This window comes from Candidatus Delongbacteria bacterium, from assembly GCA_020634015.1.
Classification (GTDB): Bacteria; CAIWAD01; CAIWAD01; order CAIWAD01; family CAIWAD01; genus JACKCN01.
Window position 1 is genome coordinate 183,348 of record JACKCN010000001.1, and the last position, 22,786, is coordinate 206,133.

Genomic DNA, 22,786 nt, shown 5'->3' on the forward strand with positions numbered 1-22,786 from the left:
CATGGGCTCATTCCCAGGTTGCCCGATAGAACTTGCGGGGACCTGCCAAGGGCACGGTCAGGCCCGGAATCGCCGTGCTGCCGATGCGCGTCCATGGGCCATCGAGACTGACGCTCTCGAGAATGTGGTATACGCTGGCCTGGGGCAGCGTGCCCCATGTCAGGAGAATGCTGGACCCCAGCAAGGAGATCGCCAGGTCCTCGATGGCCGCCCCGGGCGCCGTGAGCGACACGAAGCGGAAATCCGCGAGGATCACCTCCTGCTCCGCGGCGGGTGGACCGCTGGCCTGCCAGAGATTGAGATGCACGCGGGGCTGCTCGGGGCGCGGAATGTGAGGGCCCGTGTAGGTAAAGGACTGATACAGCGTCACGCCGGATTCGTCATCGGGGCCGCCGCGCCAGCTGCGGAACTCGACCCGGTCGGGCAGCCAGCGGAAGGCATGGCTGGCCAGTTCCTCGTTTCCAAAACCTGCGTCGAAGCGGTGGATATTGCCCGCCCAGTCCCAGGGCTGGGCCACATATTGGATCAGGTCATTGGCCGGATTGCCCCAGCGGCTCAGTTCCACATCGATTTCGTTGTAGGCATTCCACCAGAGGCTCGAGCCCTCGTAACACTCGCCATACTGCCAGAGAAACAGACCGAGCACGGCCGTGGGATCCAGCAGATCCACGGCCCCCTGGGTGGTGAAGATGTAATCGCCATACCCGAGCGCGTCTTCCAGCACGACCTCCGTGCTCTGCCAGGCCGCGTCCCGATGGCGGATCGTGAGATGCAGGCGATCCTGGGCATCCACCCAGACGCTTTCAGCCGAATCGCTGAAGTTGTTGGGGCCCGGGCCATACCAGCCCGGTCCCTTGACCCGCCAGCTGTGATCCGCGAAAGACAGCGTGCGACCGCCGGGAAAGTCCAGCCACTGGACGTCGTCAACGGTGGGCGCGCTGGTGCTGCTGCAGCTGATCCTGTCGAAGGTCACCGCGGGGCTGGGCTCGCTCGGCCCCTGCAACACACCCAGCAGGAGGCGGATCGAGGTGGTGCCCGCGGGAGCGGCCGTGCTGAGCACCGAGAACTCCAGCTCCTGCTCCACGGGCGACCCCGCCACGGCCACCGAAAATGTGTCGTAGGCGATCAGACCCTCGGCGGCATCCCGCCATTCGATGTTGACCAGCGCCGCGCACGGTCCCGTCAGGGGCATCAGCGCCGACTGGCGCACGGTGCCGCTGGTTTGCCACTGCTCGCCCGGCTGGCTGTCCAGACGCTGCCAGGCTCCGGACACATCCCAGTTGCCGCTGTCCGGGCCGCGAACTTCCAGCGCCAGGGCCCCGTGGCTTGACCTGTCCGACGCGAGGACCACACCGAACTGGTTCCAGCCGGCAAAGACCTCCGGGTCGGCTCCCGGGATTTCGAAACTGGGGTTGGCCAGCATGCACTGGGCCCGGGCCCAGCCCGGCAGGAGCAGCATGGCCAGGCCCAGGATACGGAGAGTGGCCGCGATCACGGACCGCTCCGTCATGTTGGCGTCTCCCACGGGAACTCCTTTCTGGCCGGCGTCCGCGCCCTGGCCGCTGCGCTGCGCCGTGCTCACAATTCCAGATTCCAGATCAGCTGGATCTCTTCCGGATGGTCCGCGTAGACTCCCCGGTGCGCGGCCCTGAGCCGACAGCCCATGGCCCGGTAGAACGCGCAGGCCGCGGGATTGGTGTTCTGGGTTTCCACCTTCAGCTCGCGGCATCCGTGCTCGCGCGCCCAGTCGCTGGCCGCGTGAAAGAGCAGACGCCCCACGCCCGTCCCCTGCCGGTCCGGGGCCACCCTGATGTCCCAGAGCACGGCCAGATCATCGCGGCACTCGAGCATCTCCACTCCGGGTGTGTCGAAGGCGATGGCACACGCGGCGATCAGCTCCGTGTCCAGCTGCACTCCCAGGAATCCCCAGCGCTCCAGTGACCACTGGCGCGGCCAGGACAGTGGGCCCTCATCGGGGTGGGCATCATAGTCCTTGCGGAAGGGCTGCGGGAGCGACCGTTCGACCAGTCGGCCTTGCGTGTCGTCGCCGACCAGGTCCAGCAACGTGTGAGCCACGAAGGCCATCGGGATCCGGGCAACGCGCTCCAGATCGGCCACATCGAGCCGCACGATTCGCGGGGCGTTGCCAGGCAACCGGCCATCGCGCTCCCGGGCGGCCTTCACTGGGACCAGACCGCCAGCTCGTGACCCGATGGATCACGGAAATGGAAGCGCCGCCCACCGGGAAAGGCGAAGATCTCGCGCGTGATCTCAGCTCCGTTGCCCCGGACGGTGGCCAGCAGGCTCTCAAGATCCCGTGCGTAGATCACGAGCAGGGCTCCGCCGGGCTGGACCGTGTCGGCCCTGAAGAAGCCTCCCGCCAGTCGGCCATCGCTGAAGCTGGTGTACTCGGGCCCGTAGTCCGTGAATTCCCAACCGAACACGCTTGAGTAGAAGCGCTTGCTGTCGGCGATGTCCTTCACGGGCAGTTCGATGTAGTCAATGCGGCGGTCGTGTTCGGGTCGGGACATTCTGCCTCCTGTGCATGGTCCGCTCGGTCGGGCTGAGCCACCAGCGCCCGACGGTTCAGGGTTCAAGCTTGCCGTGGTCGGAGCCCTCCACCGGCGGGTGCGCTTCGCACGAGCGCAGGGCTCAGCGCGGCACGGCATCCTTGAGGAACAGCCCGAATCGCAGGCTGATCAGATCAAAATCACTGCGACGTCCGTAACTGCTGATGTGATGCGCCCAGCTCAGGCTGAAACGCGCAGCGGGAGTGACCCAGAGGTGCAGGCCCAGTTCAGGGGCGAGAGTCAGCATGTCGTCGTCGCTGACATCGTCGACTTCCCCTGCTTCGTCCACGCGCCCGTCGTGGTCGTTGTCGATGCCATCCCCGGCAGCATCCTCGAAGACCTTGGCGAAGCCGTACTGGCCCCCCAGTCCGATGAATGGCGACACACGCGCGGGCACGGCCCAGCGTGCTCCCATGCCGAATCCGCTGAGCGCCCATGACGCGCGCTGGTGAAACAGCGCCAGCAGGCAGCCGTTCACGCTCAGGCCGGGAGTCACGGGCGCTTCGATGCCGATCCGCAGATCAAAGGCATCGGGCACTCGCGCCAGACCCGCGCCCAGGAACAGTCCCGGGGCGTCAGACTCCGCACCGACAGCCGGGAGGGCATTCCCCAGCAGAAGGCTGCCGACCAGCGCCGCCTGCAGACATCGCATCACCATCGGTCCTCCAGTCATTCGTCCTGCAATTCGGCGCGGCCAGGCCCGGAATGGCGCCTGCGTCCTCAGCTGGCCTGGATCCTCAGCCAGGCCAGCAGTGTGTAGATGCTGCCGCCCAGGTACAGGGTGCCGAAAATCTGCTTGTTGTATCTCGCCAGCCACAACGGCAGATGGATGTCGAAGTTGGCCTCGCGGCGCTCCGTGTGCTGGGCCGCCAGATCGGTCAACGGGCAGCGCCAGGAGTTGAGCAGCAGCACCAGACTTTCCAGGGCGACGATTCCGATCAGCGAGAACGCCAGCGCGAAGTTCTGCTGGTACGCGGCCAGAGGAATGCCCAGCACGCATGAGGCGAAGAAAGCCCAGACGACCGTGTGCGCCAGTTTGATGGCTCGCAGCCGACTCTCGCTGGACTGGCTGGTCATCTGTCTCCCGGGTCCCGGGTGGCGAAGCTTGTCGACTCCGGTCCGAACACCACCCGGAAGCGCTCGCAGACCACCAGCATCTCCTCACTGAATGTGCGCCCGGCCCGTGCGCATTCCCAGCTGAAGAAAGCCCGATGTCCCTCACGCCAATACTCGAGCGAGCCATCGCCTTCGCCTTCCACGGCGGCGAACTCGGCGCTGACCTCACGGAAGGGCACCGTCTCCGTGTGCAGCGTTTCGATCACGCAAAGCGGGTGGCCCGCCCAGTCGGTGACGATGCTCAGGTCGCCCGGAGCGGGCGGGCGCTGGCCGTTGGCTTCACAGGCCCAGACCGCGCCGGCGGTGGCGCGTTTGATGCCCGCGAGTACCAGCTGGGCCAGTTCCTCTGCCATGCGCTCGCTGTCGCCGAAGGCGAAGGACTCGTAGAAACGTGCCTCCTCCGCATCGGGTCGCGTGGCAAGAAATGCCTCCCAGAATGGGCGGTGTTGCGGGGGAACCGGCATGGGCGCCTCGGATGACTGCGCTCTCTCTTCGGGAATGGCACAGGGACGTGTCACGGTTGCGAAGCCGGAGTCCTTCAGCCCAGTGACAGCACGTGGCGCCTGAAGTTGTCCAGAATGGCCTGCCAGCCTCCGCGCTGTTGCTCTTCGGTGTGGGTATCCTCGCCATCAAAGCCGACACGCACCGTGACCTCGCCGCTTCCCTGGATGAACTCGACCCGTGCACTGCGCTCGCCGAAGCGGTACTCGATCAGGCGCTCGGGCTCGATGGCCGTGTAGGTGCCGGCAAAGTCGAAGCCGAAGCTGCCGTCCTTGGCTTCCATGCGCGAGGAAAAGGCTCCGCCCACTCGCAGATCCACCTCGGCGGCGGTCGTGTGCCAGTCATCGGACGCGGCATTCCACTGGACGATGTCCGCGGGAGTCGTGTACGCCTTCCAGACCCGCCCGATGGGAGCGGCCACCCGGGTTTCCACCGTGATTCTCATGACTGAACTCCCTTTCTGGCACGGGCCGCCATGATCCGGGACCCGGCCTGGTGCTGTGTGTGTTCGAACTCCATCCGACGACCCGACCGGCGGCACCGCCAGGTCCCTCGCCGGCCAAACGACCGTGACTCAGAGCGCCAGTCGCACCGAGAGGACGGAATAGTGCAACCAGGCGAAGTTGTAGACGGCATCCACGTCGGCACCGCCCTCGACCATGCGGTATCCGCCCGCCAGGCTCCAGCGCTCGTCGAGCCGATAGCGGCACTTGAGCGAAAGGTCCTCGGCGCGCCCCGGACCTCCGGCCAGCGCATCGGCGTCCAGTTCGGCCGTCCAGTCGGGAGCGAAAGCCCAGTTGCCCGCGATGTGCAGCAGCGGCACGAAACCGAGATCGGTCTTTTCGGCCACCACGGCACCCTGGTCCAACCGGATCCGGGCGTCTCGGATCTTGGCGGTGAAACCGACCCACCAGGTCCAGCGCTCGCTGTCATGGAAGCGATAGCGATAGCTGACACGCCAGGAATTGAACTTGTAGTTGGCGTCGGTGGGCACGCCCGCGGCGAAGCTGCTGCCGGCAAAGGTCACCGGAGTCTGCAGCTCGGCGGTTTCGGTGACACTCAAGGGAGCCAGCAGCAGACGCAGCCCGTGCCTGTCGTTGATGTTCCAGGTGGTCTGCAGTCGGGCCACCGGCCAGGGCCCGCCTCCGATCACATCATTCAGCGAAAAGCGCGTGGCGCTGGCCTCGTTGGGAATCTGGACCACATTCCGGCCCTGCCAGACCGTGCCGCCTTCCAGTTCGACCTGCAGGCGCGGCACGGGGTCGGTGCCGGCTGCGCGGGCCAGCAGGGGCAGACTCAGCAGCAAGGACCAGAACGGGCGCATCGACAAGGGCATGGTGGCATCTCCTGTGTGTCACGCGCTCATCGGGGCCGCTCGCTCGCGTGATCCCCGATGGCCCGTGCAATGGGACTCAGCGCCAGGGGCCTTCCCTGGTGACATTGACGAAGGTCCTGCCATCAAAGCGGTAGGCCCCCAGATAGCCTCCGAACCAGAGCCGCCCAGCGTGGTCCTCGAAGGTGCACTGCACGCCATTGCTGGCCAGCCCATCGGCCCTGCCGTAATTGGTGAAGGAGGTGCCGTCCCAGCGGTAGACACCGGCATTCTCCACGGGAAACCAGATCTGGCCCGCCGAATCCTCGAAGAGGTTCCAGACTTCCCAGCCCTGCACTCCGTCCGCTTCGGTGACATGGGTGAAGCTGCGGCCATTCCAGCGGCAGACGCCGTTGTAGGGTGTGGCGAACCAGATCTCCCCGTTGCGCGCTGCCAGCATGCAGTTCACCGAGTCGTCACACAGCCCGTCCTCGCTGTCCAGATGGCTCAGGGTCTGGCCATCCCAGCGGTACACACCGCCACAGCCCACCGCGAACCAGATGTCACCCTGATGATCTTCCATCAGGCTGAAGACGATGTTCAGGCTGGTCACGCCCCGATTCGGATCGAGGTGCGGTGCCGGAGGCAGCGGAAAGTGCTCGAAGCGCTGGCTGCCCTGCTCCATGCGGTAGACGCCACCGAAGGTGCCCGCCCAGAGCGTGCCCTGGCGGTCCAGGATCAGGCTCCAGACATCGCGCGAGTCCAGGCCCTCAGCCTCACCGTAGGTCATGAAGCTGCTCCCGTCGTAACGGGTGACGCCCATCGAGGTGCCGAACCAGAGAACTCCCGCTCGGTCTTCCAGAATGGCGCGCACGGCATCCCCGGGAAAGCCCTGCTCGCGCGAGAAATACTCCAGCTGCTTGCCATCGTGACGGCAGACACCGTCGCCGTTGGTGCCGAACCAGAAGTCACCTCGGCTGTCCTGGAAGATCCGGCGCACGAACATGCTGATCTGCGCGTCCAGGCTGGGTTCCGGGGGCAGGGTCGGATAGCCCGACTGAGTCTGTGCAGCGTCTGCCGCCAGCAGGCTCGGAGTGGACTCCGCCGCGCCGGTGGAGTTCAGCGCATGCTGGATCACGCCGGCCAGTGGCCAGAGCAGGCAGCCGCAGAGGGCGACAAGCCCGGCGGAACTCTTCAGTGCAGGCATGGATCAGGACCCTTCCGCTGTGATCCCCAGGATGGCGTCCTGGTGCGCCGGACCGGTCGGGCGCTCAGGACCCGGAGTCCTCGTACAGATCGGGATACAGGCGCCGCGCGCAGTCGGGACAGATGTCATGGCTGAACTCCGCTTCCGAGTGCTCACGAATGAAACTCTCCAGCTGGTTCCAGTAGCCTCGGTCATCGCGGATCTTCTTGCAGCTGGCGCAGATCGGAATCAGGCCGCTGAGCTGCTTGACCCTGGACAGGGCCGCTTCCAGGTCCGCCACCAGACGCTGCTCCTCGAACTCGGCCTGCTTGCGGGTGGTGATGTCCTTGTGTGTGCCCACCACGCGCAAGGGCCGGCCAGCCGGATCCCGTTCCATGACCTTGCCCCGGCCGTGCACCCAGCGCCAGCTGCCATCCTTGTGCTGCAGCCGGTACTGGCAGCCGTAGACCTCGGTCTCGCCACGCAGGTGGCGCTGCAGTTCCGCGTTCACCCGCTCGAGATCCTCGGGATGCACGCGCTTCGCCCATTCCTCGGGGCGGTCAGGAATCTCGTGCGCTTCGTGGCCCAGCATGCGCTTCCAGCCCGCCGAATAGAACACCGAATCGCTCCGCAGATCCCAGTCCCACAGCCCGTCGTTGGTGCCGTCGAAGGCCAGTCGCATGCGTTCTTCGCTCTGGACCAGGGCCTGCTCCAGCTGGCGACGCTCGCTGATGTCCCGGAAGATGCCGTAGAGCAGCGACTGTCCCTTGAATTCCAGGGCATGGGCCGAGACTTCCACCGGCACCCGGGTGCCGTCGTCGCGCAGCACCTCGTGTTCGATCGAGCGTCCGGGGCTGGTCGCCGACAGCGCGGAGTGCTCGTGAAAGTTCTGCCGCGACTGGGCGCTCTGTTCCGGAGGATGCAGCTCGGTGAAATGCATGCCCCGGATCCGCCGCAGGTCCTTGCCCAGCAGGCGCGTGGCCGCGAGATTGGCATCCTGGATCACACCGTCCTCCACGCCGGCCACGAAGATCGCGTCCGGCGCGTCATCGAAGAAGGTCCGGAAGCGGCTCTCGCTCTGCAGCAGATTCTGTTCGGCGGCCACCCGCGCGGAGACATCGTGCACGATCGAGAACAGCACCGTGCTTCCGCCCCATTCGATGGGTGAGGAATGCACTTCCACCGTGCGGGTCTCTCCGGAGGCCAGCCGGTGGGGAAAGATGAAGTGGTTGCAGTGTGCGTCCAGCGCCCTGTTCCGTTCATGCATCACCTCCTCGGGCGACAGCATGTTCAGGTCCTGGATCGCAAGAGTACCCAGTTCGGCCTGCGAGTGGCCATAGAAGAGGGCGGCTGCCCGGTTGGCCTTGAGAATCCGCCCCGAATGGGGTTCTACCAGCAGCATCACGGCGCTGTGCTGATTGAAGATGGTCTCGAAGAGGCCGTCTTCCGGTCGTGACATGGTGCAAATCCTCCAGAGTTCGATCAGTCCGAAGCGCTGCCCTTCAGTCCCGGACGAAGAAGCGCGCGCTCACGCCCTCGGCGAAGTCGTAGCCCAGGTCCTTGAGGGTGTCGCCTTCCAGACTCAGCAGCAGCACGCGGCCGTTGCTGCCCATGTGCTCGGGGTCGCTGCCGCGCAGCCACCAGTGGCGGATCATCCCGTCTTCCTGATCGTCCAGCAGGTGCAGTTCCCAGGCGCCCGGGGCCAGGCGCAGTGTGTCACGCGCCAGTTCCTCCTCGGCCAGCAAGGCGCGACCGGCCTGCTGCGTGCCCTGCTCGTCCAGCAGCACCCAGCGGTTGTCGGCGGCACGGCCGAAGGGCGGGCACTGGATCTGCAGCACGACGGTCTCCGGCAGCACCAGCGGCTCGGCACACAGACTGGCCAGCAGATTGTCCGCGGGCCAGCCGTCCGTGCCGTTCAGAGTCTCGAGGCGGGCCTCGAATCGGCTGCCGGCCTGCATGCCGCTCCAGTCGGGAGCGGGCAGGTCCAGCTCCACAGCCTCATTCCGGGCCAGCCAGCCCTGCCATTCGAACTGTGAGGGCAGCCGGTCCTGCAGTCCGTAGTGGATCCGCAGAGTCTGGGTTCCGGCTTCGCCCAGATTGCGCACGCGCACCCGCGGGCTCACGCTGATCGGGTTGAGCCGACGGAACTCGTCACGCTGGCTGGGGGCGATGATCTCCTCCAGGCGAAGGTCCGTGCGCGCGTGCAGCTCGCCGTATTGCAGCAATTGGTGCACCTGGACATAGCGGCCGTCGCCTTCGCCGTTGCTCGGATCCGGCGCTTCGATGCTGTAATCGATGGCGCAGAGGCTGTCGCCCAGGACCCAGGGTGTGATCTCGTGATCCCGCGTGATCACGAAGGTGCCCGGGCACCAGCCGGCACGGTCGAACTGCCATGTGCCGCCCTGCGGAAAGACGGGATTGTTGCCGCAGTTGGTCCAGATGGTCCAGTCGAAACGCGGAATGCCGTTGATCGCCAGGAAATGGCGCTTGGCGTCCCATTCGCAGCAATTGCGCGGACCGTAGTGGCCGTGTCCGCTGATCCGCGAACGCACGGCCGCACCGCGTGTGTCCGGGCGGAGCGCCATCACTTCCAGTGGCAGCTGCCTGTCCGCAGCCAGGTCGGCATACCCATAATCGCCCTCGGCCCAGATGTCCTCCACCTGCAGCACGGGGCGCGGACTGGGGCCGGGCAGAAAGGCGAAGCGCAGGTCCAGCAGTTCGTAGCCGTTGTGCGCCTCCAGGTCCACCTCGCCCTGCAGCAGGGGCGCGTAGGCGCTCACGTCGCGCAGCCAGGTGAAGCCGTCGCCACCCAGGTCCAGTCCCTTGCCGTAGGGCGTGATGAATCGCTCGAGCTCGAGCGGGCTCACCCGTTCGCGATACTCATCCGTCCAGCTGCGATGGTCCTGCATCAACAGCGTGTCCGCGGGCAGGGCAATGGTCTCCAGGAGGTTGCCGTTGGCATCCAGCACACGCTGTTCGGCGCTCCAGAGGCGCAGCGTGTCCGAGGGCTGGTTAGGGTCCTCGGGGTTGTCGTACACCAGAATCGCCAACGGATCCACGGCCAGACTGTCACGCACCACGCGGGCTCCCGCGGCCGGTTTCAGATCGATGGCGCCGGCGCTGCCCCAGGCCATGCTGCGCGGCTGGCCGACACGCCGGGCATCCAGGCCCCGGGGGCCCCCGTCGATGACGCGCTGCACATCAGGTGCGTTGAAGTCGTAATACAGCTCGAGCGTGCTTGCCGCCCTGTCGGGCATTCTGCCCGCCATCAGGGCCTGAATGTCCGTGAGCCCAAGTTCCTGGCTGTAGATGCAGAAATCGTCGATCCCGCCGGCGAACCAGCCTCCGTTTCCGTTGCAGTTGCCGCCGATCACGAACTGGTTCACCGGTTCCAGCGGCTTGCTCATGTTGCCCGCCTCGTGCCACAGCTGGCCATTGAGCCAGATCGCCATTCGGCCAGTGGTCAGGTTCTTGGTGAAGGTCCAGTGATTCCAGCGCCCTTTCCAGTCCTCGGGACGGGCTTCCTTCTGCAGGCGGTTGTTGGCACCGCTGAGATAGCCTCCCGCGTCCCAGTAGACCTCGCCCGTGCCCCAGGGCAGGTGGATGTTGAGCGCGCGCCCCGTGTCACGGCAGGCTTCGATCAGGTTGTCGTTGCGGGGTTGCAGCTGGCTGTCGCCGCGCAGCCAGAACGCGATGGTCAACTCCGTCCCGCAGTTGGCCAAAGCCTCGGGCGGCACCACCAGATAGTCGCCCTGATCGAAGGCCAGGTAACGATCCTTGGCCAGCTCGGCCGCCGGGCGTGACGCGCTCCAGCGCACGCGTTGCTCGTACACCGGCTGGCGGCGCAACGCCAGACTGTCCGGGGCCTCCCCGCGGACCTCCCAGCGGGCCTGGCGGTGCACGGTGGAATCCTGCAGGCCCGTGTGCCGGTGCACGCGCACATAGGTGTTCACATCCCATTCGCCGCAGGGGTAGGGGTCGCCGGGCGTGGCCTCGTCGCACTTGAGCTTGTAGTACATCAGGATCCGGCGCCACTCCTGACCGGCAGGCGGAAAGGGAAACACGGCGCGTCGGGTGGCGATGGAATCGAAGGTGAAGGTCTGCACCCAGGTCGTGTCCGTGGGCAAGGTGTCGGCAAAGGCCCGGGCGGGTGCCAGACACAGGGTGAACAGCAGGATCAGCAGGGCGGGCATGGGGGGATTCTCCAGGCAATGTCCAGGGCTCAGTCCGGGCGGGCGGCCAGCAGTTCCTCAAGCTGGAAACGATGACGGATCGGGTGCATCACGGCGTGCTCGAGCATCGCGTCAATGGTGTACGGCACTCCCCAGCGAGAAATGTGGGCGGGCTCGTCGAAGTGACGTTCTTCAATGGTGTGCAGCGGCTGCCTCCAGGCCAGCAGCAACTGGTCCACGTAGTGCTGCACTTCCTCCGGCCGGTGCGTGTCGGGCAGAGTCGGCATGGCGGGAAGTGCCTCGCCCAGTTTCTCGCAGCACCAGCGCAGGTAACTGCCCGCGGCACCCAGCACGTGGGTCAGCAGGAAATGGGGGTCGCGATAGTCCGGGTCCTCGGTCTCGGGCAGGCTGCAACCGGAGGCCACGAAGTGCTGCCAGCAGGCAAGAAAGGCACGCAGTTCCTTCTCGTGCAGCAGCACCAGAGCCCGGGCACCGCGATAGGCATAGACATCACTGGACATGGGCAGGGTCTTCCTGAATGGGTTGACTGTCATGCCGACGGCGAGGCCCGCAAGGGAGGGCCGGCCCGTGGCTGGAGCGGAATTCTATATTGGCAGCCCGCTGGGGGCGTTGGACTTGCATTCATCCCTCCGGCGACCGCAGTCCGCAGCCCACAGCAAGTGGCCTGCGATCCGCGTCCCATCATGACGAAGGGCCGCCTTCTGGCGGCCTTCATCTTACAGAAAGATCCCGGAATGGCAGAGAACAAGATCATCTTCTCGATGATGGGCGTGGGCAAGATCCACAAGCCCGACAAGCGTGTGCTCAAGAACATCTGGCTCTCGTTCTACTACGGCGCCAAGATCGGCGTGCTCGGACTGAACGGGGCCGGCAAGAGCAGCCTGCTCAAGATCATCGCGGGCGAAGACAAGGACTACGAGGGTGAGATCACGGCCCAGAAGGGCCTGCGCTTCGGCTACCTGCATCAGGAGCCTCAGCTGACTCCCGGGACCACCGTGCTCGCCAATGTACAGGAAGGCATGGCCGTGCCCGTGGCCCTGCTCAAGGAGTACAACGAGATCTCCGAACTGTTCGCCGAGCCCGATGCCGACTACGACGCCCTGATGGAACGCCAGGGCGCCCTCCAGGAAAAGATCGACCTGCTGGACGCCTGGGACATCGACAGCAAGCTGGAACAGGCGATGGATTCGCTGCGCTGCCCTCCCGGTGACGCTCTGGTCGACACGCTTTCCGGTGGTGAGAAACGCCGGGTGGCCCTCTGCCGCTTGCTGCTGTCATCCCCGGACGTGCTGCTGCTGGACGAGCCCACCAACCATCTGGACGCGGAAAGCGTGGCCTGGCTCGAGCAGTTCCTGGCGCGCTATCCGGGCACCGTGCTGGCCGTGACACACGATCGCTACTTCCTGGACAACGTGGCCGGCTGGATTCTGGAACTGGACCGCGGCGAGGGCATTCCCTTCGAAGGCAACTACAGCAGTTGGCTTGAGCAGAAACATTCGCGCCTGAAAGTGGAAGAGAAGCAGGAGAGCAAGCGCCAACGCATGCTGGCCCGCGAGCTGGACTGGGTGCGCATGTCGCCCAAGGCCCGCCATGCCAAGGGCAAGGCGCGCATCACGGCCTACGAGAAACTGCTCGAAGAGGACAGCGAGAAGTACCGTGACGAGATCGAGATCTTCATTCCGCCAGGTCCCCGGCTGGGCAGCGTGGTCATCGAGGCCGACAGGCTCACCAAGGGCTATGGGGACACCCTGCTCTTCGAGAACCTGAGTTTCAGCCTGCCGCCCGGTGGCATCGTGGGCGTGATCGGTCCCAATGGTGCGGGCAAGTCCACCCTCTTGCGGCTGATCACCTCGCAGGAAGCGCCGGACGCCGGCAGTTTCCGTGTGGGCGAGACGGTCGTGATCGGTTTCGTGGACCAGAATCGCCCGATGGATCCGGACGCCACGGTCTGGCAGGTGATTTCCGGCGGCCAGGATACCATTGACGTGGGCGGCCGCCAGGTCAACAGCCGCGCCTGGGTCGGGCGCTTCAACTTCGGCGGCACCGACCAGCAGAAGCCCGTGGGGGTGCTCTCCGGCGGCGAGCGCGGCCGTGTGCACCTTGCCCGTACCCTGCGCGAGGGCGCCAACCTGCTGATCCTTGACGAGCCCACCAACGACCTGGATGTGAACACGCTGCGCGCCCTGGAAGAGGGCATTTCCAATTTCGCCGGCTGCGCCGTGGTCGTGAGCCACGACCGCTGGTTCCTGGACCGCATCGCGACCCACATCCTGGCCTTCGAGGGTGACAGTCAGGTGATCTGGTTCGACGGCAATTACAGCGAGTACGAGAAGAACCGCCACGAACGCCTGGGCACGGCGGCCGACCAGCCGCATCGCATCAAGTATCGGAGGCTTACGCGCTAGGCCTTGCGGCGCTTTCCCCTCGCGCTTTCCTACACGACGTAGCTTCCAGCCGGGCCCGATGAAGCCGACACAATCTCGACTTCACAATGCGCGATGCGCGCAATCGGGGCGCCATGCAATGGGAACGGAGGTCCTTCACGTGATCTGCCCGGATGGGGCCATGCCCTGCGCGGGCGGCGCTCTCTACCTTTTCTTCGCGAAGAAAAGGGTGACCAAAAGAAGGCTCCGCAGGCCTCGCGCCGCGCAAACTTGGCCCGCTGCGCGGTCCGGCGATCATGCGCGGCGGCCCACGTTCCCTGCCCAACCGTTCCGTCTCGATGGTTCCGCCACCGGCGTCACCGCTTTGGAAGAAAATTGATCAGAGACAGAGCCGTAGCTTCCAGCCGGGCCCGATGAAGCTCAACACACGTGATCTCGTCATCTGACCTTCTGGCGAAATCCGGGGGCCATGACTCGCCGCTCGCACCGGAGTCCTCGAAACCTCAATCTTCCATCCTATTCCACTGGCATCCTGTCGCTGACCCGATCTGTGATGCCTTCCTCGGCTCGGGACTGTCTCCCGTGATGGATGGTCTTCCACCTTTCTTTGGACGGGTCCAAAGAAAGGTGGAGCCAAAGAAAGACCCTCTTCGCAGGCCTCGCGCCGCGCAAACTTGGCCCGCGATGCGGTCCGTCGGGCCAAGCGCGGTGGCCCACGTTCCCTGCTCAACCGTTCCGTCTCGATGGTTCCGCCACCGGCGTCACCGCTTTGGAAGAAAATTGATCAGAGACAGAGCCGTAGCTTCCAGCCGGGCCCGGATGAAGCTCAACACACGTGATCTCGTCATCTGACGTTCTGGCGAAATCCGGGGGCCATGACTCGCCGCTCGCACCGGAGTCCTCGAAACCTCAATCTTCCATCCTATTCCACTGGCATCCTGTCGCTGACCCGATCTGTGATGCCTTCCTCGGCTCGGGACTGTCTCCCGTGATGCATGATTTTCCACCTTTCTTTGGACGGGTCCAAAGCAAGGTGGAGCCAAAGAAAGACCCTCTTCGCAGGCCTCGCGCCGCGCAAACTTGGCCCGCTGCGCGGTCCGTCGGGCCAAGCGCGGCGGCCCACGTTCCATGCCCAACCGTTCCGTCTCGATGGTTCCGCCACCGGCGTCACCGCTGTGGAATTTGATGGATCAGAAGCCGGAGATCGCAGCTTCCAGCCGAGCTCGATGAACCCGCCAATTCGCACGGCGTCAACACAGCATCATCCTCCACACTGACGCGGCACATCGGGATTCTTCCGGATGCGACGTTGTGCGACCAATCCTGGTGTTGCCAGTTTGCGCTGGGGCGCGAGGAGAAGAAGCGCCAACGGCGCGCTCCAGGACGGGCCGGGGCAAGACCCCGGAGTGAAACGTTTGGTGCTGTGAAACCTTGGAAAGCTTGCGGGCCGTGTGCCATGATGATAGGCACGGCCTGTGGCCTTTGCCCCTCGTGCGTTTCCACTTTTCCACGTCTCTACGTCTCTACGTCTCGATGTCTCGGCGTCTCACGGGGTGCGGGGCCAGCTGCGCCAGCTCTGGGCCAGGATCAGGCAGCAGAGGATGCCGTTGATCGATTCGGACAGCCAGACGGGCACGGGGGTGGGCAGCAGGATGCGGGTGAGCAGCCAGCCGCAGGCGGCGAGCACGGCGAGCACTCGCCAGACGATTCGTTCCATGAAACCTCCTTCGCCCCGCCCCCGAAAGGGCGGGGCGCCTGTGTCAGGTGATCATCAGGCCGGCGATCAGTCCGGCGGCAAAACAGAGCAGCAGCACTTCGCGGCGGCTGAGACCGTCCAGGCTGCCCAGTTCGCGGGCGGCCAGCAGGGCCAGTGGCCCCCCCGAACGCAGGTCCGTGCGCAGATGTGCCAGCAGGTCCTGTTCTGTCAGCCGCGGGTGCTCGGACTGTGCCACACGCAAGAGCTTCCGGGCCAGGTCCAGCATGACCGGGGATGGCATATCAATGACTGTGACCTCTCCCGCCGGGGAAGCCACCTGCTGGGCCCGGGCGCTGGGCAGTGCGCCCAGCAGCAGCATCAGCAGCGCTCCCAGCAGGACGAGGGCCAGACGCGGGTTGTGTGTCAGATGGGACAATTGTGATCTCCTTGCTGTGTGCCGATGTTGTTCAGAGCAATTCACGAATCAGACGACCGATCAGGTAACCTGCCGACGCGGCGGCACCGCCCTCGGGTCCGGCGACCACGGTGCCGATGAAGTCCACCGTGTAGGCATCGCTGGTGAGCGCACCTGTCAGCGAACTGCCCTGCTCCAGACTCACCTGCCATGTGGACAGCAGGATCTCCCAGTGTTCGGGCCATTCCCTGGCCACAGTCATACGTGACAGGCGCTGCCGGGCGACTTCCGGTGTCACACCACGGGCAATCCAGCCTTGAAGAGCCTCGGCGGCCTGGAACACGGACTCGTAACCCGGGGGCCGATGGTCGTTGAGCACGGACTCCACCAGCGCGCGCAGCTCCGGCGACAGGGGACACCAGCCGGCGATCCGGTCCAGGGCCCGCGGCACCGACTCACCAACGTGATCACGGCCGGCGTCCCGTTCGATGTCCGCCCAGTGCTCGCGCATCCACCGATGATGGCTGTTCGCCAGTTTGGAATCGAAGGGATTCAGCGGGGGGACCTCGATGACCGTGCGCATCTCGCCTGGAGTCAGTGGCAGCGCGGGCGTGGGCCCATCGGGACCACAGCCGATCAGGCACAGCAGCAGCAGGCTCAGCCAGGGGCTGAGTCGAATCAGGGATCTCATGGCATGCCTCGTATTCGGGATGGAAGTGCTTCCGGCGCCGCGGAGTCCGAGGAATCCGCAGCCGGAAAGCACCGGTGTGTGGTGTGGGAACCGGAACGGGGAACGTGCTCCCGGAGGCAGGAATTGCAAGGGGCATGCCAGAGAGTCCAGCCGTCCATCCGGCTTTGTGATCAGTCAATGTCGGCGGAGACTGCGGGCACGGAATGACAGCCCGGTCCGGGTCACTGACAGGGCTGACCCAGGTGGACACACGCCACGCCCCCTGCAGCCGGAAGGGCAAAGGGGGGCGTGGCGTGTCCGCGCATGTCCACCAGGATCAAATATCCAGCCAGCGGCTGATCTTGATCAGAAAGACCTGGTCCGAGGCGATCACGCCCGGATCACTGAGGTTGCGCAACGGCACGAATCCGTGTCGCCCCAGTCCGTCCCAGGCGGAGCGGGTCCAGACCAGATAGAGCTGGGATCCGGGCGACCAGTCCCAGCGGAAGACCAGATTGGAATTGAAGCCCAGCGCGTCGAAGTCCGGATCGGAAAAGCCATAGCTGGGCCCCAGGATTTCCCGCACGTCATAGTCTCCCGTGTCCGGATCCTGGCTGATCTCGCCCGCACCCAGCGGGCGTGTGCGGTCATCCAGGGCGGACGCTCCGGAATCCGTCACCTTGCGGAAACTGCCGTAGTGGCCCTGCGTCATGAAGACTTCGTTGTAGAGCTGCAGGGTCAGGCCCGGGTGTGGATAGTACTCGGCCCGCCCGGTGACCACGAAGGTGCGCCTGACCAGCGAGCCCAGCAACCAGGGGCGATCGGGGAGGTCGTCCACGTCCTGCACGCGGATGTACTGCAGCGTGTTGCGTTCCATGTTCCAGGAGGGATTGAGACTCAGCCCCAGCTGATTCCAGGGTTTCCACCAGACATCCGCCCAGAGATCGCGTACCACCGCATAATTGTCATTGCCCTGGGCCCAGTTGCCGCCAAAACTGTAGCCCACCCGGCCCTGGTCGGGCGAATTGTGCCAAAGATCCACGGTGATCGCTCCCGGCACGGTGAAGCGGGGTCCTCCGCGCAGCAGAGTCGGGTCCTTGTACTCGCTCTCCAGATCCACGCTGCCACCGATCTGCCGGCGACTGTTGAAGCGCAGGTTGCCGTTGAGGTTCAGCTGTTCGCGCAGCAATTCGCCCTGGCTGTCGAAGGTGAGCCATTCGTTGCCATTCAGTTGCCAGTCGAGCCACCAGGGGCCGGGAGTGCGCTCGGCCCAGCCCACCCAACCGAACTGCACCGCCTGGTCGGCGGCGCGCAGGTAGCCGATGTCGTTGGTCTCGAATCCGGGAGTCCGCAGGCTCAGGCCGGTCTGCCAGGCCAGCGGATCGCGGCTGCGCGTGCGGCCCACGTGCCCATAGATGGAAAGTCCCGCCAGCGAGGTGCGCGTGGTGTCCAGCTCAAGATGATCCGCGTCCGGACGCTGGAATAGATGGGCCGGCGCGGTCTGGGTCGCGGTGATCGCTCTGGGGTCCCCGGTGACCAGACTGCCCGCAAGCCGGGTTTCCACGTAATACAAACGGTCTTCGCCGAGGTAGTGTTGCAGGTTCAGACCGCCGCTCCAGGCGCTCTGGTGCAGGCTGGCACGCAGATGGTCCTCGCTCAGGCGGCGATTGGTGGCGGTGAGGATGCCGCCCACCACGGTGCGCCCGCGGTCCAGCTCGCGTTCCACGCGCAACACACCGTAATGGCTGCGGGGTTCCAGCACCAGCTGGCGCTCCGCGCCCGTGTCGGAATCCCGGAGAGTGCCGTGCTCCTCGTCGGTGACGCTCTCGATCAGGCCCAGGGTCCAGCCCTCGGCGCTCTTGGCGGTCAGTTTGAGCGCACCCAGGATGGTGCTGGCGCCCGGCGCGTCCACCAGCTCTTCGGTATCACCGGTGGCCAGCCACCAGGCCGAGTGTGGCGCACGCCCGATGCGGCGCGAATAGAACAGGTTGTCGGAATTGAACCCTCCTCCGGCCGTGGCGCGCGAGAGGCGCCAGTCGAAGTTCTCGCGCCCGGCCACGAAAAAGGGACGCTTCTCCGAGAAGAAGCTCTCGAAACCCGAGAGGTTGATCTCGGAGGGATCCGCCTCCACCTGGCCGAAATCCGGGTTGAGGGTGAAGTTGAGCGCCAGATTGTTGCCGGGAGCCCACTTGCCATCCAGCCCGATGGCCCGGGTGGGGTCGGCGGGACCGAAGCGTGTGCCCTGCACGCCCGTGTAGTTGTTGCGGGCCAGAACATAGGGTGCAAGCTCCAGCTGGCCTCCAGGGCGAATGCCGTGGATGCCATGGATCTCGCCGAAGTAACTGACCCAGCCGGGCGCGTTCAGGGGCATGGGCTGCCAGGTGCTGCGTTCCTCCTCGCGCTGGATCCGCCGGGTCATCTGCAGCCCCCAGACGTGCTCCTCCTTCTCGGGGAATCGCAACTGGCTGAAGGGAATCTTGATCTCGGCGGTCCAGCCCAGGCTGTCGATGGCGGTGCCCGCGAACCACACCGGGTTCCAGTTGCCGTCCCAGTTGTCGCCGTCTTCGGAAATCGCTTCGTCGCCCTTCACGCCCGAGACGCTCAGGGTGAAACTGTAGGCCGTGCGCAGATCCTGGCGTGAGTCGATGTTGACTTCGACCCAGTCCCCGGGAAACTGGTCCTGGCGACCCAGACGATTCTCGATCAGTTCCGGGTCATCCCAGGCCCTGAAGGCGAAGTAGATCGCTTCATCATCATAAAGGATCCGCACCTGGGTCTCGCGCGCGGGCGCGGCTCCCCGGGTGGGCGAATGCCCAAGGAATCCCCCGCTCCAGGGCACGGTCTCCCAGGCGGGCTCGCTGAGATGACCGTCGATGTGCAGGGCGCCAGCGGGTACCCGCGCTGTGTCGTAGTGGCGGCGGACAAAGTCTTCGCCATTTGCCGGGACTGAGAGCAGCAGGGCCAGGCATAAAGAGGCCGGGATGGGTTTCATGGAGTCCTGTCTGTGGATTGAAAACGACCGCCCCCATGGACCGGGACGCTGGCCTGAGGTTTCAATCTTGCGCTGGCGGGCCGGGAATGGAACCGGGAATTGCACCAGCCACACTTTCTTCGGGATCCGGAGCCAGGTGTCGATCCGGCTTCTGTCCAAAGTGGCAGGATGCAGGATAGGACTCCCGAAATCCACCGGGGATCGCGTTCTTCAGGTTCAGGTTTGCCCGGCGTCGCCACTGCTGGAATCCGTACCCCAAATCAGGACATCCGACCATGAGGCTCTCCCCCACTGCCGGTACGATCCGTGTCGCCCTGAGCGTGCTCTGGATGCTGCCCCTGACCGGAACGCTGCGCGCCGAGATCGTGAACGAGAGCGGCTCGCTGCGCGAATTCCTTGCGGGCAGCGAACCGGGAGCGGCTTACGACAACTGGGTCAGTCATGTGGCCGAAGCGATTTCGCGCCCGGGCTACAACATGTACGCACCACCCGCGCTGGATACTCAGCTGAACGGCTTCGGCGGATTCCAGGTTCTGGAGGACAATGCCCCCGATACGGCGATTCTCCAGCTGTTCCGCGATCTGGCCGACGCCCTGCTGAACGGCGACTCCGCGGCTGCGGACCTGCTGTTGCAGAATGGCCCCGCGATCGACTACGACCTGGTGCGATTCACGGACACGGGACTGGGACGCGAATACTGGATGCTGCGCGAGCAACTGGACGCGAGTTTCACCGATCCTGGTCTGGACCCGGGCATCCTTGATGATGTGGTCGGTTCCTTCGTGCACGGCTGGGGGCTGTTCATCTTCTGCCCACAGGCCAGCCGACCGGAAATCGTGGTACAGGTGCCGCACCCCTGCGACGACTACCTGAGTCCCTACATCGCGCTGGAGTTCTTCCTGGAAGCCGATGCCGGGCTGATGATGCTCAACGGCGCGGGCCGCGAAGTGGCCCACCGCAACGAGACCTTCTCCAACGACACCAGTCTCTCGGACCCGACCCGCAACTGCGAGCACCCCTTTGCCGTGATCCACGAGCAGCTGGTGGACCACTGGCAGGAGCTGGGTCAGGAAGAGCTGGTGGTGCAGGTGCACAGCTACGACGACCTGGCGCACCGCGACCTGAAGAGTTGTGTGGTGGTGGGCGGGCGTTACAACCGGATCCACAATCCCGTGCTCGTGGACACGGGCGGTGGCTCCAAGGGTCTGTTCACCAACTTGCTGCAGCCCGTGTTCGCCGAGGATGAGCTGGGCTTCAGCCATGACGAGTGGCGCATCCAGGATTACATGTCCTCGAATCAACTCTACCCGGTGATCGTGTCGGGCGGCATTCCCGATTCCTCGCTGACCCTGTCGATCGCACCCGAGCTCTGGGGCTACGGCGAAAGCTGCCAATGGAACTATACCTATCCCGATCACGGCGATGGCTATCCCGAGTGCGACGCGGGCGAGCGGGCGATCCACATCGAGATCGACGAACTGCCCACCCCGGCTCACGATCTGGGTGAAACCGAGTACTACCACATCACGCCGCCCGCCGTGGCGTCCTGGCACAACTTCACCACCGCCTGGGCCTTCGCGCGGCCCGTGTTCGACAATCTGCTGGTGGCCCGCGACAGCCTGCGGGCGTTCGTGGATGACACGGCACCCACCACGCCCACCAACCTGCGGGTCAGTGGGTTCACCGCCAGCAGCCTGCGCATCGGCTGGAGACCCACCCTTTCCGACCGCTTCGATACCTACGAAGTGCTGGTGGACACAGCGGCCACCATCGGACCCACGGCGCGCCTGGTGAACAATTCCGAAGAGGACGAGCTCTGCTGGCCGGGCACCCGCCAGGTGGTGATCCACGGGCTGGATCTGCTGACCGTCTACAGCATTGGAATTCGGGCCCGGGACGCCCAGGGTCGCGTGTCGGAACTCTCGAACATCGTGCAGGGAATGCCCGATGACCTGGACGCTCCTCTGGTGACCCTGCCCCCCGAGACCACGGGCTTTTCCGGCGGCGTGATACCGGTTTCGGCCGAGATCGTGGACGAGACGGGTGTCCAGCAGGCCACCCTGCAATGGGACACAGGATCAGGCTGGCAGAACGTGGTCATGGAGAATCTCTCCGGCAACATCTGGGTCGGCAGCCTGGCACCGCTGGCTCCCGGCACCGTGGCACAGCTTCAGGTGATCGCCGTGGATGCAAGCGGGCATGACAACACGGCCACCAGCAGCCCGGGCATTCTGTCCGTGATGCATGACCTGTATGCGGACGGATTCAACGGAACCAGCGATTGGACACACGCCGCCTTCGGCGGGAACGTGGACCAGTGGCACCTCAGCACCACGCGCCACAGCGAAGGCACCCACGCCTGGAAGTTCGGCAGCACGGGCGCCGCGGACTATGCCAACAACGCCGCGGGCTGGCTCACCAGCCCCGAGTACCTGGTGCCCATCGGGGCCAGCCAGGTGCGCGTGCAGTTTTCCAGCTGGGTCGAGGCCGAAACCTCGGGCTCGCAGCCCGACTCGTGCTACGACGGTGGCGTCGTGGATGTGAGCCTGGCGGACGGCGAGTGGCAGCCCGCACTGCTGAGCCCCGTGCTCAGCAAGGCTCTCAAGGGAAGCAGCCAGGTGCCTCTGGCCTGGCCACGTCGAATGTTCAGTGGCAACGAGGACTGGCGCAGTTACACGCTGCTGTTGCCTGCGGACACACGCACATTCCGGCTGCGCATGGGATTCGTCAGCGACGGCAGCGTCGTGCGTGAAGGCTGGTACGTGGACGATCTGCGCGTGGGCGTGGTGATTCCCGAGAACCCCGAACTGGTCACCGATCTGGTGATTCACCAGATACCGGGGAACATGTTGCAGCTGGACTGGGTGCCGGTATACGTGGCCACATCCTACCGGATCTACGCGGCCGATACGGTGGATGCCCCGTCGTGGACTCTGCTGGGCGAAACGGAAGAAACCCGTTTCACCCTTGCCCTGCAGGCGGCACAGTCCGCGCGCTGGTTCCAGGTGCGCAGTGTGGTGCCCGACGCCCTGCTGCACTCCCTCGAGCGTGACACAGCGCCTCTGCGCCAGCCTCGCACCGGAGTGGCGGAGCCTGCGCGCCGGACGCGCCAGCAGACTCAGGGAACCAAGTGACCTTCGGGGTCCAGGCGGATCCGCTGACCCTTGCGGAAGGTCTGGCCGTCAATGGTGCAGCGTTTGGCCAGCCGGCAGGATTCCAGTGAGCCGTCGGGGTGCAGGGTGGTCATTCCGCCCTTTCCGAACAGCTCGGCCCAGACGGTGGCGCGCGCACAGGGTATCCCATCGATCTCGGTGGACCGGGAAAGCCAGGCCGTCCGCAGGCTGCCATCGGGGTGGAACCCGGTCATCCAGTCGTGCCCACCACCACGCAGGGGCAAGCCCTGGAGTTCCATCGGGGCGGGCAGCAGGCAGTCGCGTACCCAGCCAGTGGGCGTATACAACAACCGGGTATCGGCGGGCAGCAGATTCTCCCCCAGCATGTCACCCTTCAACAGGCGCACGCTGGGAACGGCCCAGACCTGCGCGGGTTGCACCTGCAATACGCGCTCCATGGACAGTTCGGGCAGCGGAGCACGCTCGAGGGGAACCCCTTCCTGGGCCAGCACCGGCCAGGGGCCGCAGAGCAGGCCCGCCATGACCAGACACCACGAGGCAATGCCGGCGGTGCACGCCGCAGGTCCGGAACAGGTCTGGACGGGGCGCGCATGGTGGAATCGGACCGACATGGGAAC

At 65.4% G+C, this 22,786-nt stretch carries 19 protein-coding genes; 2 read left to right on the forward strand and 17 right to left on the reverse strand.

The window, feature by feature from the left end:
• Positions 1-7: 7 nt before the first annotated feature.
• The 12 genes from H6678_00855 to H6678_00910 all read right to left on the reverse strand — a co-directional run bounded on the left by H6678_00855 (position 8) and on the right by H6678_00910 (position 11,378).
• Entirely contained in the window at positions 8-1,510 is a 1,503-nt protein-coding gene (locus tag H6678_00855; GenBank protein ID MCB9472340.1) for a hypothetical protein, read from the reverse strand.
• A gap of 68 nt (positions 1,511-1,578) precedes the next feature.
• Positions 1,579-2,154: a GNAT family N-acetyltransferase gene (locus H6678_00860; GenBank protein ID MCB9472341.1), complete on the reverse strand. Its 576-nt coding sequence runs from the start codon at positions 2,152-2,154 to the stop codon at positions 1,579-1,581.
• 26 nt (positions 2,155-2,180) lie between these two features.
• Positions 2,181-2,531: a VOC family protein gene (locus H6678_00865; GenBank protein ID MCB9472342.1), complete on the reverse strand. Its 351-nt coding sequence runs from the start codon at positions 2,529-2,531 to the stop codon at positions 2,181-2,183.
• A 121-nt stretch (positions 2,532-2,652) separates the two neighbouring features.
• Entirely contained in the window at positions 2,653-3,228 is a 576-nt protein-coding gene (locus H6678_00870; protein ID MCB9472343.1) for a hypothetical protein, read from the reverse strand.
• Positions 3,229-3,290: 62 nt separating this feature from the next.
• Positions 3,291-3,647, reverse strand: a complete 357-nt coding sequence (locus tag H6678_00875; GenBank protein MCB9472344.1) for a hypothetical protein — start codon at positions 3,645-3,647, stop codon at positions 3,291-3,293.
• Positions 3,644-4,150 (reverse strand): ASCH domain-containing protein, encoded by a 507-nt coding sequence (locus H6678_00880; protein MCB9472345.1) that lies wholly within the window; start codon positions 4,148-4,150, stop codon positions 3,644-3,646. The genes H6678_00875 and H6678_00880 overlap by 4 nt, the downstream gene beginning before the upstream one ends.
• Before the next feature lie 74 nt (positions 4,151-4,224).
• The gene (locus tag H6678_00885; GenBank protein MCB9472346.1) at positions 4,225-4,632 is read right to left on the reverse strand and encodes an SRPBCC domain-containing protein; all 408 of its coding nucleotides are present in this window, start codon (positions 4,630-4,632) and stop codon (positions 4,225-4,227) included.
• Between the two features lie 129 nt (positions 4,633-4,761).
• Complete coding sequence (locus H6678_00890) at positions 4,762-5,523, reverse strand: hypothetical protein (GenBank protein MCB9472347.1); 762 nt, start codon at positions 5,521-5,523, stop codon at positions 4,762-4,764.
• 76 nt (positions 5,524-5,599) lie between these two features.
• Positions 5,600-6,706 carry a hypothetical protein gene (locus tag H6678_00895; protein MCB9472348.1) on the reverse strand — a complete coding sequence of 369 codons (1,107 nt, stop codon included), beginning with the start codon at positions 6,704-6,706 and terminating at the stop codon, positions 5,600-5,602.
• Between the two features lie 64 nt (positions 6,707-6,770).
• Entirely contained in the window at positions 6,771-8,144 is a 1,374-nt protein-coding gene (locus tag H6678_00900; protein MCB9472349.1) for a PAS domain S-box protein, read from the reverse strand.
• A 43-nt stretch (positions 8,145-8,187) separates the two neighbouring features.
• Entirely contained in the window at positions 8,188-10,878 is a 2,691-nt protein-coding gene (locus H6678_00905; GenBank protein MCB9472350.1) for a hypothetical protein, read from the reverse strand.
• A 29-nt stretch (positions 10,879-10,907) separates the two neighbouring features.
• Complete coding sequence (locus H6678_00910; protein ID MCB9472351.1) at positions 10,908-11,378, reverse strand: hypothetical protein; 471 nt, start codon at positions 11,376-11,378, stop codon at positions 10,908-10,910.
• Positions 11,379-11,612: 234 nt separating this feature from the next.
• Here H6678_00910 and ettA point away from each other — a divergent pair, with 234 nt between their 5' ends.
• Complete coding sequence (gene ettA, locus H6678_00915) at positions 11,613-13,283, forward strand: energy-dependent translational throttle protein EttA (protein ID MCB9472352.1); 1,671 nt, start codon at positions 11,613-11,615, stop codon at positions 13,281-13,283.
• A 1,525-nt stretch (positions 13,284-14,808) separates the two neighbouring features.
• On the opposite strand, the gene H6678_00920 is transcribed toward ettA, so the two are convergent.
• From H6678_00920 to H6678_00935, 4 genes are all read right to left on the reverse strand, one after another.
• On the reverse strand, positions 14,809-14,979 hold the full coding sequence (locus H6678_00920) for a hypothetical protein (GenBank protein MCB9472353.1): 171 nt from the start codon (positions 14,977-14,979) through the stop codon (positions 14,809-14,811).
• Positions 14,980-15,022: 43 nt separating this feature from the next.
• Positions 15,023-15,394: a hypothetical protein gene (locus H6678_00925; GenBank protein MCB9472354.1), complete on the reverse strand. Its 372-nt coding sequence runs from the start codon at positions 15,392-15,394 to the stop codon at positions 15,023-15,025.
• 31 nt (positions 15,395-15,425) lie between these two features.
• Positions 15,426-16,064 (reverse strand): hypothetical protein, encoded by a 639-nt coding sequence (locus H6678_00930; GenBank protein MCB9472355.1) that lies wholly within the window; start codon positions 16,062-16,064, stop codon positions 15,426-15,428.
• A gap of 316 nt (positions 16,065-16,380) precedes the next feature.
• A complete protein-coding gene (locus tag H6678_00935; protein MCB9472356.1) occupies positions 16,381-19,035 on the reverse strand; it encodes a carbohydrate binding family 9 domain-containing protein in 2,655 nt (884 codons plus the stop codon).
• Positions 19,036-19,310: 275 nt separating this feature from the next.
• Here H6678_00935 and H6678_00940 point away from each other — a divergent pair, with 275 nt between their 5' ends.
• Positions 19,311-22,169: a fibronectin type III domain-containing protein gene (locus tag H6678_00940; GenBank protein ID MCB9472357.1), complete on the forward strand. Its 2,859-nt coding sequence runs from the start codon at positions 19,311-19,313 to the stop codon at positions 22,167-22,169.
• Here the strand turns inward: H6678_00940 and H6678_00945 are convergent.
• The gene (locus tag H6678_00945; GenBank protein ID MCB9472358.1) at positions 22,154-22,780 is read right to left on the reverse strand and encodes a hypothetical protein; all 627 of its coding nucleotides are present in this window, start codon (positions 22,778-22,780) and stop codon (positions 22,154-22,156) included. The two genes, H6678_00940 and H6678_00945, sit on opposite strands and share 16 nt — an antisense overlap.
• Between the last annotated feature and the right edge of the window lie 6 nt (positions 22,781-22,786).

What these genes read in the sequence shown, in the direction of transcription:
- H6678_00855 (MCB9472340.1), bottom strand. Translation starts at nt 1,510, where the DNA reads ATGACGGAGCGGTCCGTGATCGCGGCCACTCTCCGTATCCTGGGCCTG.
- H6678_00865 (MCB9472342.1), bottom strand. Translation starts at nt 2,531, where the DNA reads ATGTCCCGACCCGAACACGACCGCCGCATTGACTACATCGAACTGCCC.
- H6678_00870 (MCB9472343.1), bottom strand. Translation starts at nt 3,228, where the DNA reads ATGGTGATGCGATGTCTGCAGGCGGCGCTGGTCGGCAGCCTTCTGCTG.
- H6678_00875 (MCB9472344.1), bottom strand. Translation starts at nt 3,647, where the DNA reads ATGACCAGCCAGTCCAGCGAGAGTCGGCTGCGAGCCATCAAACTGGCG.
- H6678_00880 (MCB9472345.1), bottom strand. Translation starts at nt 4,150, where the DNA reads ATGCCGGTTCCCCCGCAACACCGCCCATTCTGGGAGGCATTTCTTGCC.
- H6678_00885 (MCB9472346.1), bottom strand. Translation starts at nt 4,632, where the DNA reads ATGAGAATCACGGTGGAAACCCGGGTGGCCGCTCCCATCGGGCGGGTC.
- H6678_00890 (MCB9472347.1), bottom strand. Translation starts at nt 5,523, where the DNA reads ATGCCCTTGTCGATGCGCCCGTTCTGGTCCTTGCTGCTGAGTCTGCCC.
- H6678_00895 (MCB9472348.1), bottom strand. Translation starts at nt 6,706, where the DNA reads ATGCCTGCACTGAAGAGTTCCGCCGGGCTTGTCGCCCTCTGCGGCTGC.
- H6678_00900 (MCB9472349.1), bottom strand. Translation starts at nt 8,144, where the DNA reads ATGTCACGACCGGAAGACGGCCTCTTCGAGACCATCTTCAATCAGCAC.
- H6678_00905 (MCB9472350.1), bottom strand. Translation starts at nt 10,878, where the DNA reads ATGCCCGCCCTGCTGATCCTGCTGTTCACCCTGTGTCTGGCACCCGCC.
- H6678_00910 (MCB9472351.1), bottom strand. Translation starts at nt 11,378, where the DNA reads ATGTCCAGTGATGTCTATGCCTATCGCGGTGCCCGGGCTCTGGTGCTG.
- ettA (MCB9472352.1), top strand. Translation starts at nt 11,613, where the DNA reads ATGGCAGAGAACAAGATCATCTTCTCGATGATGGGCGTGGGCAAGATC.
- H6678_00920 (MCB9472353.1), bottom strand. Translation starts at nt 14,979, where the DNA reads ATGGAACGAATCGTCTGGCGAGTGCTCGCCGTGCTCGCCGCCTGCGGC.
- H6678_00930 (MCB9472355.1), bottom strand. Translation starts at nt 16,064, where the DNA reads ATGAGATCCCTGATTCGACTCAGCCCCTGGCTGAGCCTGCTGCTGCTG.
- H6678_00935 (MCB9472356.1), bottom strand. Translation starts at nt 19,035, where the DNA reads ATGAAACCCATCCCGGCCTCTTTATGCCTGGCCCTGCTGCTCTCAGTC.
- H6678_00940 (MCB9472357.1), top strand. Translation starts at nt 19,311, where the DNA reads ATGAGGCTCTCCCCCACTGCCGGTACGATCCGTGTCGCCCTGAGCGTG.
- H6678_00945 (MCB9472358.1), bottom strand. Translation starts at nt 22,780, where the DNA reads ATGTCGGTCCGATTCCACCATGCGCGCCCCGTCCAGACCTGTTCCGGA.